At 63.3% G+C, this 15,295-nt stretch carries 16 protein-coding genes; 11 read left to right on the top strand and 5 right to left on the bottom strand.

Annotation, left to right across the window (positions count from 1 at the left end; all coding sequences use genetic code 11):
• Positions 1–50: 50 nt before the first annotated feature.
• The 7 genes from dhaL to P3C39_RS18265 all read left to right on the top strand — a co-directional run bounded on the left by dhaL (position 51) and on the right by P3C39_RS18265 (position 5,528).
• Positions 51–653, top strand: coding sequence for a dihydroxyacetone kinase subunit DhaL (dhaL, locus tag P3C39_RS18295; protein WP_275954212.1), 603 nt, complete (start codon positions 51–53; stop codon positions 651–653).
• Positions 650–1,039: a dihydroxyacetone kinase phosphoryl donor subunit DhaM gene (dhaM, locus tag P3C39_RS18290; RefSeq protein ID WP_275954147.1), complete on the top strand. Its 390-nt coding sequence runs from the start codon at positions 650–652 to the stop codon at positions 1,037–1,039. Before dhaL ends, dhaM begins: the two co-directional genes overlap by 4 nt.
• Positions 1,040–1,061: 22 nt before the next feature.
• Entirely contained in the window at positions 1,062–1,364 is a 303-nt protein-coding gene (locus tag P3C39_RS18285; RefSeq protein WP_013528086.1) for an HPr family phosphocarrier protein, read from the top strand.
• Positions 1,348–2,934 (top strand): phosphoenolpyruvate--protein phosphotransferase, encoded by a 1,587-nt coding sequence (gene ptsP / locus P3C39_RS18280; RefSeq protein WP_224618439.1) that lies wholly within the window; start codon positions 1,348–1,350, stop codon positions 2,932–2,934. The genes P3C39_RS18285 and ptsP overlap by 17 nt, the downstream gene beginning before the upstream one ends.
• A gap of 11 nt (positions 2,935–2,945) precedes the next feature.
• Positions 2,946–3,368, top strand: coding sequence for a hypothetical protein (locus P3C39_RS18275; RefSeq protein WP_013528088.1), 423 nt, complete (start codon positions 2,946–2,948; stop codon positions 3,366–3,368).
• A gap of 92 nt (positions 3,369–3,460) precedes the next feature.
• Positions 3,461–4,447 carry a dihydroxyacetone kinase subunit DhaK gene (gene dhaK / locus P3C39_RS18270; protein ID WP_063173532.1) on the top strand — a complete coding sequence of 329 codons (987 nt, stop codon included), beginning with the start codon at positions 3,461–3,463 and terminating at the stop codon, positions 4,445–4,447.
• Positions 4,448–4,511: 64 nt separating this feature from the next.
• On the top strand, positions 4,512–5,528 hold the full coding sequence (locus P3C39_RS18265; protein WP_275954148.1) for a nucleotidyltransferase family protein: 1,017 nt from the start codon (positions 4,512–4,514) through the stop codon (positions 5,526–5,528).
• Between the two features lie 7 nt (positions 5,529–5,535).
• On the opposite strand, the gene P3C39_RS18260 is transcribed toward P3C39_RS18265, so the two are convergent.
• From P3C39_RS18260 to P3C39_RS18245, 4 genes are all read right to left on the bottom strand, one after another.
• Positions 5,536–6,513 (bottom strand): serine kinase, encoded by a 978-nt coding sequence (locus P3C39_RS18260; RefSeq protein WP_275954149.1) that lies wholly within the window; start codon positions 6,511–6,513, stop codon positions 5,536–5,538.
• Positions 6,510–6,944 carry a lasso peptide biosynthesis B2 protein gene (locus P3C39_RS18255; protein ID WP_063169891.1) on the bottom strand — a complete coding sequence of 145 codons (435 nt, stop codon included), beginning with the start codon at positions 6,942–6,944 and terminating at the stop codon, positions 6,510–6,512. Before P3C39_RS18255 ends, P3C39_RS18260 begins: the two co-directional genes overlap by 4 nt.
• Entirely contained in the window at positions 6,944–7,228 is a 285-nt protein-coding gene (locus P3C39_RS18250; protein WP_013528093.1) for a PqqD family protein, read from the bottom strand. Before P3C39_RS18250 ends, P3C39_RS18255 begins: the two co-directional genes overlap by 1 nt.
• A 444-nt stretch (positions 7,229–7,672) precedes the next feature.
• Positions 7,673–8,485 carry a DUF2259 domain-containing protein gene (locus P3C39_RS18245; RefSeq protein WP_224618434.1) on the bottom strand — a complete coding sequence of 271 codons (813 nt, stop codon included), beginning with the start codon at positions 8,483–8,485 and terminating at the stop codon, positions 7,673–7,675.
• 143 nt (positions 8,486–8,628) lie between these two features.
• On the opposite strand from P3C39_RS18245, the gene P3C39_RS18240 reads away from it, so the two are divergent.
• The 4 genes from P3C39_RS18240 (at position 8,629) to P3C39_RS32925 (ending at position 12,735) form a co-directional block, all read left to right on the top strand.
• Positions 8,629–10,536 (top strand): propionyl-CoA synthetase, encoded by a 1,908-nt coding sequence (locus P3C39_RS18240; RefSeq protein ID WP_063169890.1) that lies wholly within the window; start codon positions 8,629–8,631, stop codon positions 10,534–10,536.
• 112 nt (positions 10,537–10,648) lie between these two features.
• Positions 10,649–11,731, top strand: a complete 1,083-nt coding sequence (locus P3C39_RS18235; protein ID WP_024501824.1) for an acyltransferase — start codon at positions 10,649–10,651, stop codon at positions 11,729–11,731.
• 246 nt (positions 11,732–11,977) lie between these two features.
• Complete coding sequence (locus P3C39_RS32930) at positions 11,978–12,277, top strand: metallophosphoesterase (RefSeq protein ID WP_346016447.1); 300 nt, start codon at positions 11,978–11,980, stop codon at positions 12,275–12,277.
• Positions 12,271–12,735, top strand: a complete 465-nt coding sequence (locus tag P3C39_RS32925) for a hypothetical protein (protein ID WP_346016446.1) — start codon at positions 12,271–12,273, stop codon at positions 12,733–12,735. The genes P3C39_RS32930 and P3C39_RS32925 overlap by 7 nt, the downstream gene beginning before the upstream one ends.
• 76 nt (positions 12,736–12,811) lie before the next feature.
• On the opposite strand, the gene P3C39_RS18225 is transcribed toward P3C39_RS32925, so the two are convergent.
• The gene (locus P3C39_RS18225) at positions 12,812–15,199 is read right to left on the bottom strand and encodes a polysaccharide biosynthesis tyrosine autokinase (RefSeq protein WP_275954150.1); all 2,388 of its coding nucleotides are present in this window, start codon (positions 15,197–15,199) and stop codon (positions 12,812–12,814) included.
• Between the last annotated feature and the right edge of the window lie 96 nt (positions 15,200–15,295).

Genomic DNA, 15,295 nt, shown 5'->3' with positions numbered 1-15,295 from the left:
ACCGTTCTTTCGATACTGCCGGCAAGATGGAAACCGGGAATGCGGGTGACATGGCGGCGTTGAACCTTGCCCGGCTGATCGCGGCCGCCGCGGATACGATCGCCGCGAACGCCGAGGAATTGACGGCGCTCGACCAGGCGATCGGCGACGGCGACCACGGGCTGAACATGAAGCGCGGCTTCGAGGCCGTGCGCGCCGAAGCCGAAGCATTTTCGGCCAAACCGCTGCCCGATGCCCTGAAGGCGATCGGCACCAAGCTGGTGATGACGGTCGGCGGCGCCTCCGGCCCGCTGTTCGGCACCCTGTTCCTGGCACTCGGCAAGGAGATTTCGGCGAAACCCGATCGCGCCAATCTGACGGCGGCGTTCGGCAAGGCGATCGAAGCTGTGGCAGCACGCGGCAAATCGCAGATCGGACAAAAAACCATGCTCGACGTGCTGCAGCCGGTGCATGACGCGCTGCTGCAGGGAAAGACAGCTCTTGAAATCGCCGATATCGCCGACGCCGCGGCCGACGCGACCGTGCCTATGAAAGCCTTGCGTGGCCGCGCCTCGTTCCTGGGCGACCGATCGATCGGTCATATGGACGCCGGCGCGCGCTCAACCGCGGTGCTGGTGCGCACAGTGGCGCACAGCCTCGGGGAAAGCGCATGAGCAATGTCGGCATCGTCATCGTCTCGCATTCGCCGCTGGTTGCCGAGGGCACGGCCGACATGGTGCGGCAGATGGTGGGCGACGAAGTGCCGCTTGCATGGTGCGGCGGAAACGGCCATGGCGGGCTCGGCACCAATGTCGAGGCGATCATGGGTGCCATCGACAAGGCCTGGTCGGAAGCCGGTGTCGCCATTCTGGTCGATCTCGGCGGCGCCGAGACCAACTCGGAAATGGCGGTGGAGATGATCGGCGAGCCACGGTCGCACAAGATCATAGTCTGCAACGCGCCGATCGTCGAAGGCGCGGTGATGGCAGCGACCGAGGCCTCCGGCGGCGCTACGCTCAGGGAAGTGGTGGCGACGGCACATGAATTGTCGCCGTCGTGAACGAACGGGAATTTTGAAAGACATGTCCGCATCCGCCGAAGCGACCGTTGTGATCACCCACGAGGTGGGTCTGCACGCGCGTCCTTCGGTGAAGTTCACCAAGCTGGCCAAGAGTTTTGCCGCCGAGGTGGAGATCGCGCTCGCCGCCAATGGGCCATGGTTCGACGCCAAGAGCATCGTCAAGGTGATGGCGGCCAAGGCGCCGAAGGGCACCGTGCTGCACATCAGGGCCAGCGGTGACGGCGCCAATGATGCCGTCGACGCGTTGGTCGAACTGGTGCGGCGCGATTTCGACGAAGGCGCGGACCATGTCCGAACCGCTTAGACTGCAAGGCATTTCGGCCTCGGCCGGCTATGCCGAGGGGCCACTGTTCGACCTCGACCAGACTGTCGTATCCTATGTCGGCAAAGAAACAGCCGACGACGAGAAGGCCGCGCTCGAAGCCGCAATCGCCGTCGCGACAAGCCGTCTCACCGCATTGAGCGAGATGGCCGAGGGCGATGCCGCCGACATTCTCGAGTTTCAGATCGCCATGCTGCAAGACGATGCGCTGAGCAGCCCGGCCTTTGCCGCGATCCGCACCGGCCTGCCAGCCGACAAAGCCTGGCGGCAAGCGCTTGATACCGAGATTGCCGGCTACGACGCTTCAGACCAGGATTATTTCCGCGCACGGGCCGCCGACATACGCGATATCAGGGACCAGGTGCTGCGGGCGCTGTCCGAGGATGGCGACGTCCAGGCGCCAACCGGCGCCATCCTCTACGGCTGGGATATCGCGCCGACGCGTTTTCTCGAAACCGACTGGAGCCGCGGCGGCGGCATCGCACTGAAGGCGGGCAGCACCGCCAGCCACGTCGCCATGCTGGCGCGTTCGCGCGGCGTGCCGATGGTTGTCGGGTTGGGCACTTCGCTGGCTCGTCTAACCGGCACAGCGCTGCTCGACGCCGAACATGGCGGCATTGTGCTGTCACCCTCCAAGACTGAAATCGCTGCTTTTCGCCAATCGTCTTCATCATTCCGGGCGCGCAGCGACCGGGCCGGGACGTTCCTGGCGCGACCGGCGGTGACCAAGGCCGGCACGGCGGTGCGCGTGCAGGTCAACATCGCCGACCCGTCCGATGTCGACCTCATCGACATTACGACCTGCGACGGAGTCGGGTTGATGCGCACCGAATTCCTGTTCGGCAAGACGCTGCCGGATGAGGAGACGCAGTATCGCGCCTATCGCAAGGTGCTGGAGTGGGCCGGTGAAAAACCGGTGACGATCCGCACCGTTGACGCCGGCGGCGACAAGCCGGTGCCCGGCTTTACGGTCGAGGAGAGCAATCCGTTTCTCGGCCTGCGCGGGATCAGGCTGTCGCTGGCGAGACCCGAGGTGTTTCGTGTACAGATCCGGGCGCTGCTGCGCGCCGCTGTCCATGGCAGCCTGAAAGTGATGTTCCCTATGATCGCCATTGTGGAGGAATACCGACAGGCAGCGGCGATGTTCGCCGAAGAGCAGACTGCACTTGCCGCACGCGGCGTCGCACACAACATGCCGCCGCTCGGCATCATGGTCGAAGTGCCTTCGGTGGCGATCGTACCGGAAGCCTTTACCGATGCCGCCTTCTTCTCGATCGGCTCCAATGATCTCACCCAGTATGTCATGGCGGCCGCCCGCGACAACGCTGCCGTGGCGCATCTCAATTCGGTCCGTCATCCGGCCGTGCTGCGGCTGATCGCTGCCGTGACCGCGTTTGGCCAGCGGGAAGAGATCCCGGTCAGCCTGTGCGGCGATGCAGCCGGCGATCCAGCCTCGATCCCGTCACTGATCGAGGCCGGCCTGCGCGATCTTTCCGTCGCGCCGGCGCAACTCGCCATGGCCAAGGCGGCCGTCGCGGACGTTTCTGTCTAGGCGCGGCCGGCATGGTCGACAGGACACCCGAACCCGGTTCCGAAGAGGCGATCCGCGCCTACAAGACGATCCTGTCGCAGGTCATCGACCAGCGCCCGTCCGGCATGCGCCAGCGCCTGGCCGATGCGCTCGGCAAGCACCGCAGCTTCGTCACGCAGATTTCCAGTCCTGCCTATTCGATCCCGATTCCGTCAAAACATTTGCCGGCTATATTTTCCGTCTGCCATTTCAGCCCGGCCGAGCGCGACCAGTTTCTCGCCGCCTATCACCAGGCGCATCCAGGCAAGATGTCGATCGCATCAGGCATGCGCAAGACGCGGCATGTCTCGCTGATCGTGCCGGATTTCGGCGACGACAAGCAGAACGCCGCGCTCGATAAGGCGGTGAACGATTTTATCCAAAAGATCACCAGCATCACCGGCAAGAGTGGCTGATCGAACTCTTGTTTTACGCAATTCCGGACGGAAAACCGCGATACACTTTTCCTGGAATTGCTTTGGAAGGCCTATTTCGGGAGGAGACGGCCGTGAAGAAGTTTATCAATTCGGTGGACACGGTGCTGACCGAAAGCCTCGACGGCTTCGTCGCCGCCCATGCCGACATCCTCGTGCTCGGCGACGCGCACAAATTCATCCGCCGCAAGACCTTGCGGCCGGGCAAGGTGGCGCTGATCTCCGGCGGCGGTTCCGGTCACGAGCCGCTGCATGGCGGCTTTGTCGGTCACGGCATGCTGGACGCCGCCTGCCCCGGCCAGGTGTTCACCTCGCCGACACCGGACCAAATGCTGGCGGCGGCAGAGGCCGTCGACACCGGCGCCGGCTGCCTGTTCATCGTCAAGAACTATGAGGGCGACGTCATGAATTTCGAGATGGCGGCCGAAATGTCGGAAGGCGTCCAGCAGATCGTGACCAATGACGATGTCGCGGTCGAGAATTCTTCCTATACGACGGGCCGGCGTGGCGTCGCCGGCACGCTGGTGGTGGAAAAGATCGTCGGCGCGGCGGCCGAACATGGCCTGGCTCTGGCGTCGCTGAAGGCGCTTGGCGACCGCGTCAACGCTGCTACCCGCTCGATGGGCGTGGCGCTGACCAGTTGCACCGTGCCGGCGGCGGGCAAGCCGACTTTCGATATCGGCGACGGCGAGATGGAGTTCGGCGTCGGCATCCATGGCGAGCCCGGCCGCCGGCGCGATGCGCTGAAAAGCGCCGATGCGATCGCGCAGGAGATTTGCGCCGCGATCCTCGGCGATCTCGGCGACAAAGCGAAAGGCCCGGCGCTGCTGTTCGTCAACGGCTTCGGCGGCACGCCGCTGATGGAACTCTATCTGATGTACAACAGCGCACGGCTAATCTTCGAGAAGCATGGCGTGACGGTGACCCGTTCGCTGGTCGGCTCCTACGTCACCTCGCTCGATATGGCCGGCTGCTCGATCACGCTGACCATGCTCGACGACGAGACGACCGCATTCTGGGACGCGCCGGTACACACTGCGGCGCTGCGCTGGGGCATGTAAAAGCTGGCTTACATTAGGCTTTTCTGCAACCATTCCTGACTTGCTCGCAATGCTAGCTGGGTTGATGCTGCCACCGCTTACTTCCGCCGAAGAAAGACTCTTGCTGCGCTTCGCTGACCCCGAGGCGGCGGCAGGCGGCGAAGATTTGTCGGCAAAGACGCTGACGGCGCTGCTCGACAATGCCGAGTTTCACGGCGTGCTGCCGATCATGTTGCGCAAGCTCAGCGGGGACGCGCGGCTGCCAGCGGATGCCGACCTGCACGGCAAGCTGGAGGATCTGCGCCAGAAGGCAACGATCGCCACCGGCCAGTCGATGCTGTTGAAGTATCATGGGGACCGCATCATGAAGGGACTGGCGGCGGACAATATTCCGGCGCGGATCGTCAAGGGACCCGTCTTCGCGCGAAAGCTCTACCGCAACGTCGCCGACAGGCCCTTCACCGACATCGACATCCTGGTCGAACCCGCCAATCTGGCCAGGGCAAACCAGGTGATCGCGGCATGCGGCTTCGAGCTTGGCAGCAACGAGGCCGAATCCTACGAATTGCAGGAATTCAAATGGCTGGAAAAAGAGAATTCCAGCCTGCTGGTCGAACTGCATGGCGACCTCGTGCATGACACCGGCATGCGGCGGCGCCTGTCGCTGGGTTTCCCTGAATTGCGCGCCATCGACGGCGAAGCCACGGACACGCCGGCGGCTCTTCTAACGATCGCCATCGTGCACGCCGCCGGCGGCCACAAATTCCACCGCCTGCAGCTTTGCGTGGACGTGCTGCAAGGGGTGCGGGCGCTGCAATCACCCGAAGCGGAAGCACGCCTGTTCGACGCTGCCCGCATGACCGGCATCGAACTGGAGTTGGCAATCGTGCTCAATGTGACCGGCCAGCTGTTCGACGAGAGCCGCGCGCTCGAACTCGCCGGCCGCATCAAGCCCGATCTCTCCATACGGCTGGCCAGGCGGCTGATCACAACGAATACGCTGCTTGGCGTCAATTCCAGGGACAGACTGGGCTCGCGCCTGCGCCGCGACGCCTTCCGGTGGATTCAGAAATTGGCCAAGGCCAGGCCGCAAGTAGCCTGACTTGACGTCAATCCAGGGTAGCGCGGATCAGCGCCGCCGCGTCAGCGGGGCGCCCGCCTACTTCGAGCTGGAAGGTCGGCACCGCATTGACCAGCCCGGCGATGGTCGCCAGCCTGCGCTTCTGCATCGGCAGCAGCCCGGTCATGCCGGTGCGGACATTGTCTACTGCCAGCGCCACCATCGCGTCGGTCCTGGCCATGGCGACGAGCCGGGTCTGGCCGTCGGCGGAACGCGCCAGATGCAGAAGCGCCGCCACCGGCCGGGCGGATGCGTTTTCCACCCGGATGATACCCTCCAACCGTTCTAACGAGACCGGCTGTTCGCCGTTGCGATCCCACGTCTGGCCAAGGCATGGCGCCACCTGCGGGATCATTTCGGCAGTCTTCCGGTGGATTTTGACGGCGCGCGGCAAGCCCCAGGCTACAACCTTGCCCGAAGCGACATTCAGGATCATGGCGTCGTCGGAGCAGAGGCCAAAGCCCTGTGTTGCCAGCGCCAGCGACGTCGTGGTCTTGCCGGTGCCGCTCGGGGCGTGGATCAGCACCACCGCATCGCGGTCAGGCAAGGTCAGCCCGGCCGTATGCAGCATATGCTGGCCACCGGCGTCGAGCGCGGCATCCAGCACCAACATCGACGGCGTCCAGGCGGCTTTCGTACCGGTGCTAATCCGGAGTTCGGCCCAACCTTCCCCACCATTGATCGCAACGGTTTGGCGCCCGGGAAAGACCAGATGGACAATGCCGCCATCCTCGATCATCCGGCAGGGACCATCCTCCGGCACCTCGCCATCGAAGATCAGGGATCCATTGGGTGTCTCGTCCAGCGTGTCTGTTTCGGTGATCTCAAGACGAAAGTCCGGCGCGACGGGTTCCTCTATGCGCAGGCTGCCCAGCATCCGGTCGAAATCCTGCCACAGCTCGGAGCGCTCGGCCGACATGCAAAGGATCAGGCCGTTGAGGCCATAGCAGGCTGAAGGTCTGGTCAAGCGGGACGCGCCTTTACGGCATCGGCATGATGACGATAGATCTCGACCATGCCGGGAAGCTTGTCGCTGACCACCGGCTTGCCGTCGAGGCAGACCCAGCAATGCGCCGATAGACGCTGCGCTTGCATCGACTGCGGTTCGACGCCGAAGCGCAGGTCCGGATCGAAGCCGGCTAGTCGCAGGAAACGATGACCGAGCAGACCTTCCCTCAAGCACCTGCGGTCACGCATCAGCCAGGGGTGGCGGACCGTGCGGTTGACGCTCTCGACGATGTAGGCGGACGGCAGACCGCGATAGGGCGTCGACGAGGCGAGCGGCGCCCATCTGAGCACCTCCTCGAAGCTCCGGTTGGTGACAAGGACCGGCATCAGCCGCGCGCTCGCCCAGAGATGGCAGCGAAAAAGAGCGCGCAGGAGCGGGCCGTCAGCCATCAAGCACCTGGCGCGGCGAGGATACCTTCCGAGATCAGATCCGTGGCCAGTGCCGCCATGTCCTGATCGAGCGTCCCCTTGTCGACCTCGAACTCCTCGCAAAGCAGGTCGACGATCTGGTCGAGGTTGCGCGCGCCGTCCACCTTGTCGAGAAAGGCTTCGGTCGTGCCGTTGCATGTATAGAGCTGGCCGCTGCGCGCCAAAAGCACGACTGCGCCATCGCCCACATGCTGCACCGAGGCATCCTCGGCCAGCCGCAGAACGGTTCCAGAGACTATTTCCACCACGCCCCCTCCAAGCCATGCTCATCCCGGAAATCAGATAGCGCGGAGGTGGAGCGCTGTCTATCAGCCGATCACGGGAGCCCGGTGCACGGACCAACGGCCTTGCTGACAGATTTTCCGCGCCAGTCGCGTTAGAACCTGCTCGGTTGCGTCTTCCCGGCCGCATTCGGCCCAGAAATAGTCATCGATGAAACGTGACAAACAGCGGGCTGCCGGCAGCGGACGTTGCATTTCTTCCCCTAAGTAAGGTAAAACCTGCCTGGGTATTGGGGAGATAGCGTATGCGTTACAATTGGGAGCGAGCTCCGACGAGCTTCGAACGTCACAGAAAAGTGCTGGCGACAGCCATTTTGATCGCTGGCGGCATTGGCCTTATGCTTGTGGCCCTGCCGATCTAGAAACAACCTTCAGACAGAGCGGCTGCCGGCGCCTGGGGCTGACCTCTCAGCGTGGCTGCCCGGTCACTGCGAGGAAGCGGCGATCGCGCCCCTCGAAACCCTGGCTAAAACGCTGCACCAGCACGACAATTACCGGCAGCTTGCCGGCCGGGGTAAGTTCGTAGGATTCCGACAGGCTGTAGGAGGTCGGGCAGTTTCTTGAGCCCGGCACGGTCTTGTCCTCGTGCAGGATCTTGACCGGCTTGCCGTCCTGGCCTTGCAGCGTCAGCCGGAAGCCGAGTGCCTTGCCAGATGTGTCGCGCCGCTCCGTCGTTGCGAAACTCGCCGAACAATCGCCCGTGCTGGCTGCCAGGATCTCGTCGAGCTGGATGGTCGAAACGCCCGTTTCGCCATGGAGCGGCGACAGCCATTTCTGCGACACCTGTTCGAGGCGGGAGATGTCGTTGTAGGCAACCATTTCACCCGGAAAGGTGAATTTGTCGGACGCTGTCTGCTCGGCTGGGGATGTGATTGCATAATGGGCGAGAATGGGCGCCGCCTGAGCGGCGGCCTGCGCCCTCGCCTGCTCCAGCGTCAGTGTCGCCTCCTCCGTCTCATCGACGACGAGGATCGGCTTACCGCCAACGAACCGATCCGTACGGGTATCGATGATGTCGATCTCAGACCAGCCGGAGTCCGAGGCGCCGGCGTCGAGCGTTCCATATTGCTCGAAGGCGAAATAAGCGCCATCCGGCGAAAAGCCGATGATGTGCCGTGCCGCGGCATCGCCGGCTTCAGCGGTTCCGGTAGACATAGCAAGTACGGCGCCCATGACCGACGATAGCGAAAAGCGCCCGATGATCCGAACAGCAGCAGACATCACCACCCCAGTCCCGTCTCGCAGTTCATAGCTGCTTGCCCCCAAGCGCCAGGTCGATGCCGTCGTCACAATGGCGTGGATTTGCGGCCAAGGGTAGAGCGCGCTATCTGGAAGGAAGAAAAACATTTCCCGGGGAGGTATGGATGGCTTCACGCTATCACGAGGTCTATGAAGGCTGGAAACGCGATCCGGAACAATTCTGGGCGGATGCGGCCGGCGCCATCGACTGGTATTCGCCCTGGGACAAGGTGTTCGACGCCAATGCCGGTGTCTATGGCCGCTGGTTCACCGGCGCCACCTGCAACACCTGCTACAATGCCATCGACCGCCACGTCGCCGGCGGCCGCGCCGACCAGATCGCGCTGATCCACGACAGTGCGATTGCCGGAACCGTGAAAAAGTTCACTTATGCCGAGCTGAAGCGCGAGGTCGTCGCGCTGACCTCGGTGCTGAAGAACCGCGGCATCGGCAAGGGTGACCGCGTCATCATCTACATGCCGATGGTGGCCGAGGCGGCCATCGCCATGCTCGCCTGCGCCCGCATCGGCGCGGTGCATTCGGTGGTCTTCGGTGGCTTCGCCTCGCATGAGCTTGCCACCCGCATCGACGATGCCAGGCCGAAGCTGATCATTTCGGCATCCTGTGGCCTGGAGCCAGGCCGCGTCGTTGCCTACAAGCCGTTGCTCGACAAGGCGATCGAGATCTCCCGCCACAAGCCGGACGCCTGCCTGATCCTGCAGCGCGACCAGTTGCGATGCGAGTTGAAGGAGCATTTCGACATCGACTACGCCGATGCGGTCGCCCGCGAACGGGCAGCGGGCGCCAATGTCGACTGCGTTCCGGTGCTTGCCACCGATCCGCTCTACATCATCTACACATCGGGCACGACCGGTCAGCCCAAGGGCATCGTGCGCGACAATGGCGGCCATATGGTCGCGCTGAAATGGACGATGGAAAACGAGTTCGGCGTCAAGCCGGGCGAGGTGTTCTGGGCGGCATCCGATGTCGGCTGGGTGGTCGGCCATTCCTACATCGTCTACGGACCGCTGCTGCATGGCTGCACCAGCATCCTGTTCGAGGGCAAGCCTGTCGGCACGCCCGATGCCGGCACCTACTGGCGGGTGATAGCGGAGCATGGCGTGGTCGCGCTGTTCACCGCGCCGACCGCATTCCGCGCCATCAAGGGGCAGGACCCGAAGGGCGAGTTCATTGCCAAACACGACCTCTCGAAGTTCCGCACGCTGTTTCTTGCCGGCGAGCGCGCCGACCCGGAAACCATCAAATGGGCGGAGCAGAAGCTGAATGTGCCTGTGGTCGACCATTGGTGGCAGACAGAGACCGGCTCGCCGATGACGATCAATCCCGCCGGCCTTGGCCTGCTGCCGGTGAAATACGGCTCGCCCGGCGTGCCGATGCCCGGCTACGACATCCGCGTGCTCGACGATGCTGGCCATGAGGTGAAGCGCGGCACGCTGGGCAATGTGGTGATCAAACTGCCGCTGCCGGCCGGCTGCCTGCCAACGCTGTGGAATGCCGATCAACGGTTCCGCCAAGCCTATCTCGACGAGTTCCCCGGCTTCTACAAGACGGCGGATGCCGGCATGGTCGACGAGGACGGCTATCTCTACGTCATGGCCCGCACCGATGACATCATCAATGTCGCCGGCCACCGCCTGTCAACCGGCGCCATGGAAGAGGTGCTTTCGGCCCATCCCGATGTCGCCGAATGCGCGGTCATCGGCATTGCCGACGCCATGAAGGGCCAGGTTCCGCTGGGCTTCGTGGTGCTGAATGCGGGTGTGACCCGCGATATCGGCTCCATCGAGAACGAGGTGGTCGGCCTGGTGCGCGAACGCATCGGCCCGGTCGCCGCCTTCAAGACGGTGGTGACGATCAAGCGCCTGCCCAAGACGCGATCGGGCAAGATCCTGCGCGGCACCATGCAGAAGATCGCCGACAAGGAGGAATGGGCCATGCCGGCAACCATCGACGATCCGGTCATCCTCGACGAGATCACTGCGGCGCTGAAGGAACGTGGGATCGGCCTTTGAGCCACTGAAGGTGGGCCGCGGACGACCTTTTCGATCGGCAAGCAATACTTTTATTGTGCGACGCAGCAATGCACCCTAAAGTCGTTCGCGGGGGGCCATCGACAAAGGTCGCATGGCTCAGCAGAAGATTACATTTGGCGGCGTCGACATCCTGCGCTTTCTCGCCGCCGTCATGGTCATGGTCTACCACTATGGCTTCTGGGTGTGGGCGTATCCTGACGGTGTTTCGGCGCGCGCCACGGGCGGCGTTCCCCCGCAGCCGGCAATAGGCGCCTGGGTCGAATCCGGCTGGGTCGGCGTCCAGATCTTCTTCGTCATCAGCGGCTTCGTCATCGCCTTCAGCGCCGAAAGGTCGACACCCCTGCGGTTTTTCGAAGCCAGGGTGAAACGGCTGGCGCCGGCCGTGTGGATCTGTGCGCCGGTCACTGCGGCGGTGCTTTTGATCGTCGGCCTCAGCTGGCCGACCGATGCCGTCGTCAGGCTCGTCCGCACCGGCCTGTTCGCCCCTTACGCGCCATGGGTGGACAGCGTCTACTGGACGCTCGGCATCGAGATCGCCTTCTATGCCGTCGTCTGGACCTTGCTGCGGCTCGGCCGCTTCCATCTAATGGAAATTGTGGCGCTCGCCATCGGCCTGGTCAGCGCGCTGTTCTGGTGCCTCTACTACCCGCTCGACTGGGCCGACCTTGCCGAAACACGCACGCTTGACCTGCTTCTGGTGCATCACGGCGTGTTCTTCGCCACCGGCGTCATGCTGTGGCTGATGCGCTTCAAGGCGGTGACAGCCGCCCGCCTAGCCTTCTGCGCCCTGTTCCTGGCCGGTGGTGTGCTGCAGATCGCCAGTTCGGTCGACGTTCATATCCTGAAGGTCGGGCGTGATATGCCCTTCGCCCCGCCGATCCTCATCTTCCTCATAGGCATCGCGCTGATGGCGTGGTCGCTGCGGCTCGACCTCTCCTGGAGCGGCTGGCGTCGGATCGGGCTGATGACCTATCCGCTCTACCTGCTGCACGATGTCGTCGGCGCGGCCCTGCTCGGCATCCTGGTCCGCGCCGGTCTGCCGCATCTGTTCTCGATGGCGGTCGTCGGCGCGACGATGATCGCGGCAAGCTGGCTAGTGGCGACCGAGGCCGAACCACGCATCCGGCTGCTGCTCGACCATACCGTTTTCCGTTATCGGCTCAAGGCAGCCTGACGACGGTCCGGCAGACCGGGCCGGCCGCCGACCTAAAGCATGTCGCGCCTGAGCGGATTCAGGCCCACTCCAGGCCTTTGTTCCACGGATCGCTCTCCCAAAACGGAGCTCACTTCCGAGCGACATGCATTGGCGGTGCCGACCCGGCGCAGCTGCATTTTCCACGATTGCGGAATTCTTCGTTTCGGGCATGATAACAGGCACTTATGCCTTCGGCATGAGAGCTTGCCTCGAGACGCCCGGCACGTGACCCTGTTCCAGCGAAAACCCCGCATCGCGGCGCGTCCGCGCCTCGATATCGACATGCAGGACGCCGTCGTCTATGCGATCGGCGACGTGCATGGCTGCTACAAGGAACTCCGCGCGCTGGAGCAGAAGATCCTGCTCGATTCGCTGCGCTTCCAGAGCCGCAAGATCATCGTCATGCTTGGCGACTACATCGACCGGGGGTTTCAGTCGGCGCGGGTGCTCGATCACCTCCTGGCGCCGCCGCCGAAAGGATTTCAGCGCATTTGTCTTGCGGCAACCACGAAGTGGCAATGCTGAACTATCTCGACGGAAATCTGTCCCGCGAACCCTGGCTGGCGACGGGCGGCCTGCAAACCCTGTTTTCCTATGGCATCGATCCGGCGCGCCTCACCAGCCTCTACGGGAGCAGCGCGCAGATCGACCGGCGCATAAGGGAGATCATTCCGGACGATCACGTCAGCTTCCTGCGCGGGCTGCCGATCATGGTCCGTTCGCGGAAGTTCGTGTTTGTCCACGCCGGCATCAGGCCCGGCGTCGACCTTGCGGCGCAAACCGACCATGACCTGATCAACATCCGTTCGGACTTCTTCGAGGCAACGCACCTGCTCGACCGCTGGGTGGTGCACGGGCATACGCCTGTGGATGTCCCGAAGCTCGAAGGGCGCCGGCTCGGCATCGACACGGCCGCCTTCCAGAGCGGACGCCTGACCGCCGTCAGGATCGCCGACAAGCAAGGCAGGCTGATCTTCTCCTGACGCGCAACGATATTCAGGTGTGCTGGCCTGAAGATCGATACACGTCAGAGTGGACCCACTCGCGCAACGGTCGACGTCAGACCGGCGCCTTGCCGCGCACTTCCGACTTTTCCAGATAGTAGCTCGAATATTTATCGAAGAATTTTTCCGAGCCGCCGAACGATCCGTATTTGGCCAGTTTCTTCAAATCGACCTTGTTCAGCACCGCGCCGACGATCTTGTTGGCGACATAGGGTTCGGATTCCAGCATCGACCTGACCATCGCGCGCGGGGTGCGCCCCCACTCGGTGACCAGTACAAAACCGTCGACCAATGGCGCGAAGGCCTTGGCGTCGACCACCGGTCCGAGCGGCGGCAGATCGACGACGATGTATTCGAACGTCTCCTTGGCGTTCTCGATGAAGCGCCGCATGCCGGCCGAGGAGAGAAGTTCGCTGGTATGCGAGAAGTGACCGCGCAGCACCGCCGGGATGATCGCCAGCTTCGTCTGCCTGTCGATCTTGCCGGCGGACTGCCAGGTCTGGCCGCCGACCACCGCTTCCATCAAGCCCTGCTCGGTTTCCATGCCAAGGCCTCGGCTGAGGCCGGGATTGCGCAAGTCGCCGTCGATCAGCAGCGTCTTGGAGCCATTGGCGGCAAGCAAGCCGGCGAGATTTGCCGCGACCGTCGACTTGCCCTCGCCGGGAAGCACCGAGATGATGCCGATGACGCGGCTGCCTTGCCCTTCCATCACGACATCGAAGGCGATCTTGGCGCTGCGCAGCGTTTCGGAGAACATCGAGGCTGGAGAATCGATGCTGACCCGCATGCGCGCCCGCTTTTCGGCTGAAGACAGCGATTGGGTGGTCTTGGCGTCCACCTGGGTCTCGACCGGCTTTTCTTCCTTGCCGAGCTTGCCGCCGATCGTCGGCAGGTAGCCGAGGAATTTGAGGTTGACGCGGTCGCGCACGTCCTCGCCGGTCCTGAAGAAGCGTTCGTTGAACTCGTTCAGGCCACCAAAGCCGGCGCCCATCAGCAGGCCAAGCACCAGCGAAAGTCCGAGCACGACGATGGTGCGCGGGCTTGAGGCCGTCATCGGCATCGACGCGTCCGAGATGATGCGGATCTTGCCGACCGGGAAGGACTGCTGCTGCGCGGCTTCCTCGTAACGACCCAGGAATGTCTGATAGAGCGTGGTGAGCGCCGTCGCCTGCTGATCGAGTTCACGCAGCTTGACTTGCGTCTGGTTGTCGACGGAACTCTTGCCTTGCGCGGCCGCGACATTGGCCCTGAGCGCGGTCTCGCGTGCCTGCGCCACCTCATATTCGTTGCGATAGCTTTCGGTCAGCTGCTTCAGCTCGCCGAAAATCTGCGTCGATATGTCGGCCTTCTCCTTGGAGAGAGCCACCGCCTGCGGGTGCTCGGGGCCGAAATTCGCCTCGACGTCCTGCAGCCGCTTGGCCACCGTGAGGTAGCGGGTCTTGAGCGCCGATATGACCGAGCTGCTTGGCTGGTCGCTCGATATGGCGGCATCCTTGAAAGCGTTTTCGGAGCCGCTGTCGACGATGGCCTTGTACTGCTGGTAGCGGGCGCTGGCGCGTGCGGTGTCGGCCTGCGCCACGATAAGCTGGGCGTTGAGGTCGGAAAGCTGCTTGTCGCTCATCAGCTGGCCATCGCTGTTGGCCGCCAGCCCATGTTCAGCCCTGAATTTCTCAACCGCGAGCGAAGCTGCCTGCGAGCTCTGGCGCAGCTCCGTCAACCGGCCCTGCAGCCAGACCGCAGCCCGCTCGGTGGCATCGAAGCTGGCATCGAGCTGATCGGCGAGATAGGCATCGGCATAGGCCTTGGTGATGGCGTTTGCCAAGGCCGGATCCGTCGCCTGATAGCCGAGCGCGATGACGTAGCTTCGGCCGACGCGTTCCGCCCGGATCTCGTTCTGCAGCTTGAGGATCGCGTAGTCGCGGCGCGACGTGGCGATCAGCGCATCGCGGGCGGCCGGGTCGAGCTTGCTGAAGTCAGCGCCACCCGGCATGGAAGAGCTGGGGCGGACATACTGGATCAGGCCGCGGATGAGGCCTATGCCTTGGGCAAGCGCCGACTGGGGCGGATTCATGAACGTGTCGTTCTGGTCGAGCTTCAGCTTGTCGACGACCACGGCGGCAAGCCGCGTCGAGGTCAGGATCTCGATCTGGCTCAGGATGGCGGAATCGGTCTGCATGGTTGTCGACGTCGCCGAAATGTCGTCGACGATTTTGTTCAAGCCCTCGTCGATCAGCACGCTGGCGATCGACTGATATTTGGGCGGCGTTGTCTGCAAATAGAGCAGGCCCAGGAAGAGACCGATGACGGCACACACGGCAACCACCTTGGCCTGCCGTGCGGCCATGCCAAGCAGCCGCTCGATATCGATGAAGTCTTCGCCGTCTCCTGCGTCCGAATTCGGCAATGGCATCCTCTTGTCGAGAGGAAAGTTGGCATAATTCATCTTCGGTCCAATTCTAGAGCCGGTCCTATTCCGATTGATCGCAATTGGCTCTATCTTACTGTTTCAACATGATCTTTTCCGGAAACCGGGACCCAC

The organism is Mesorhizobium sp. XAP4, from assembly GCF_029269325.1.
Lineage (GTDB): Bacteria > Pseudomonadota > Alphaproteobacteria > Rhizobiales > Rhizobiaceae > Mesorhizobium > Mesorhizobium ciceri.
Note: the sequence above shows the minus strand (reverse complement) of the source record. Positions and strands in the feature narration are given on the sequence as shown.

Excerpts from the sequence above, each read along its gene's own strand:
- dhaL (WP_275954212.1), top strand. The coding sequence starts at position 51 with ATGGCGGCGTTGAACCTTGCCCGGCTGATCGCGGCCGCCGCGGATACG.
- dhaM (WP_275954147.1), top strand. The coding sequence starts at position 650 with ATGAGCAATGTCGGCATCGTCATCGTCTCGCATTCGCCGCTGGTTGCC.
- P3C39_RS18285 (WP_013528086.1), top strand. The coding sequence starts at position 1,062 with ATGTCCGCATCCGCCGAAGCGACCGTTGTGATCACCCACGAGGTGGGT.
- ptsP (WP_224618439.1), top strand. The coding sequence starts at position 1,348 with ATGTCCGAACCGCTTAGACTGCAAGGCATTTCGGCCTCGGCCGGCTAT.
- P3C39_RS18275 (WP_013528088.1), top strand. The coding sequence starts at position 2,946 with ATGGTCGACAGGACACCCGAACCCGGTTCCGAAGAGGCGATCCGCGCC.
- P3C39_RS18265 (WP_275954148.1), top strand. The coding sequence starts at position 4,512 with ATGCTGCCACCGCTTACTTCCGCCGAAGAAAGACTCTTGCTGCGCTTC.
- P3C39_RS18255 (WP_063169891.1), bottom strand. The coding sequence starts at position 6,944 with ATGGCTGACGGCCCGCTCCTGCGCGCTCTTTTTCGCTGCCATCTCTGG.
- P3C39_RS18245 (WP_224618434.1), bottom strand. The coding sequence starts at position 8,485 with ATGTCTGCTGCTGTTCGGATCATCGGGCGCTTTTCGCTATCGTCGGTC.
- P3C39_RS18240 (WP_063169890.1), top strand. The coding sequence starts at position 8,629 with ATGGCTTCACGCTATCACGAGGTCTATGAAGGCTGGAAACGCGATCCG.
- P3C39_RS18235 (WP_024501824.1), top strand. The coding sequence starts at position 10,649 with ATGGCTCAGCAGAAGATTACATTTGGCGGCGTCGACATCCTGCGCTTT.
- P3C39_RS32925 (WP_346016446.1), top strand. The coding sequence starts at position 12,271 with ATGCTGAACTATCTCGACGGAAATCTGTCCCGCGAACCCTGGCTGGCG.
- P3C39_RS18225 (WP_275954150.1), bottom strand. The coding sequence starts at position 15,199 with ATGAATTATGCCAACTTTCCTCTCGACAAGAGGATGCCATTGCCGAAT.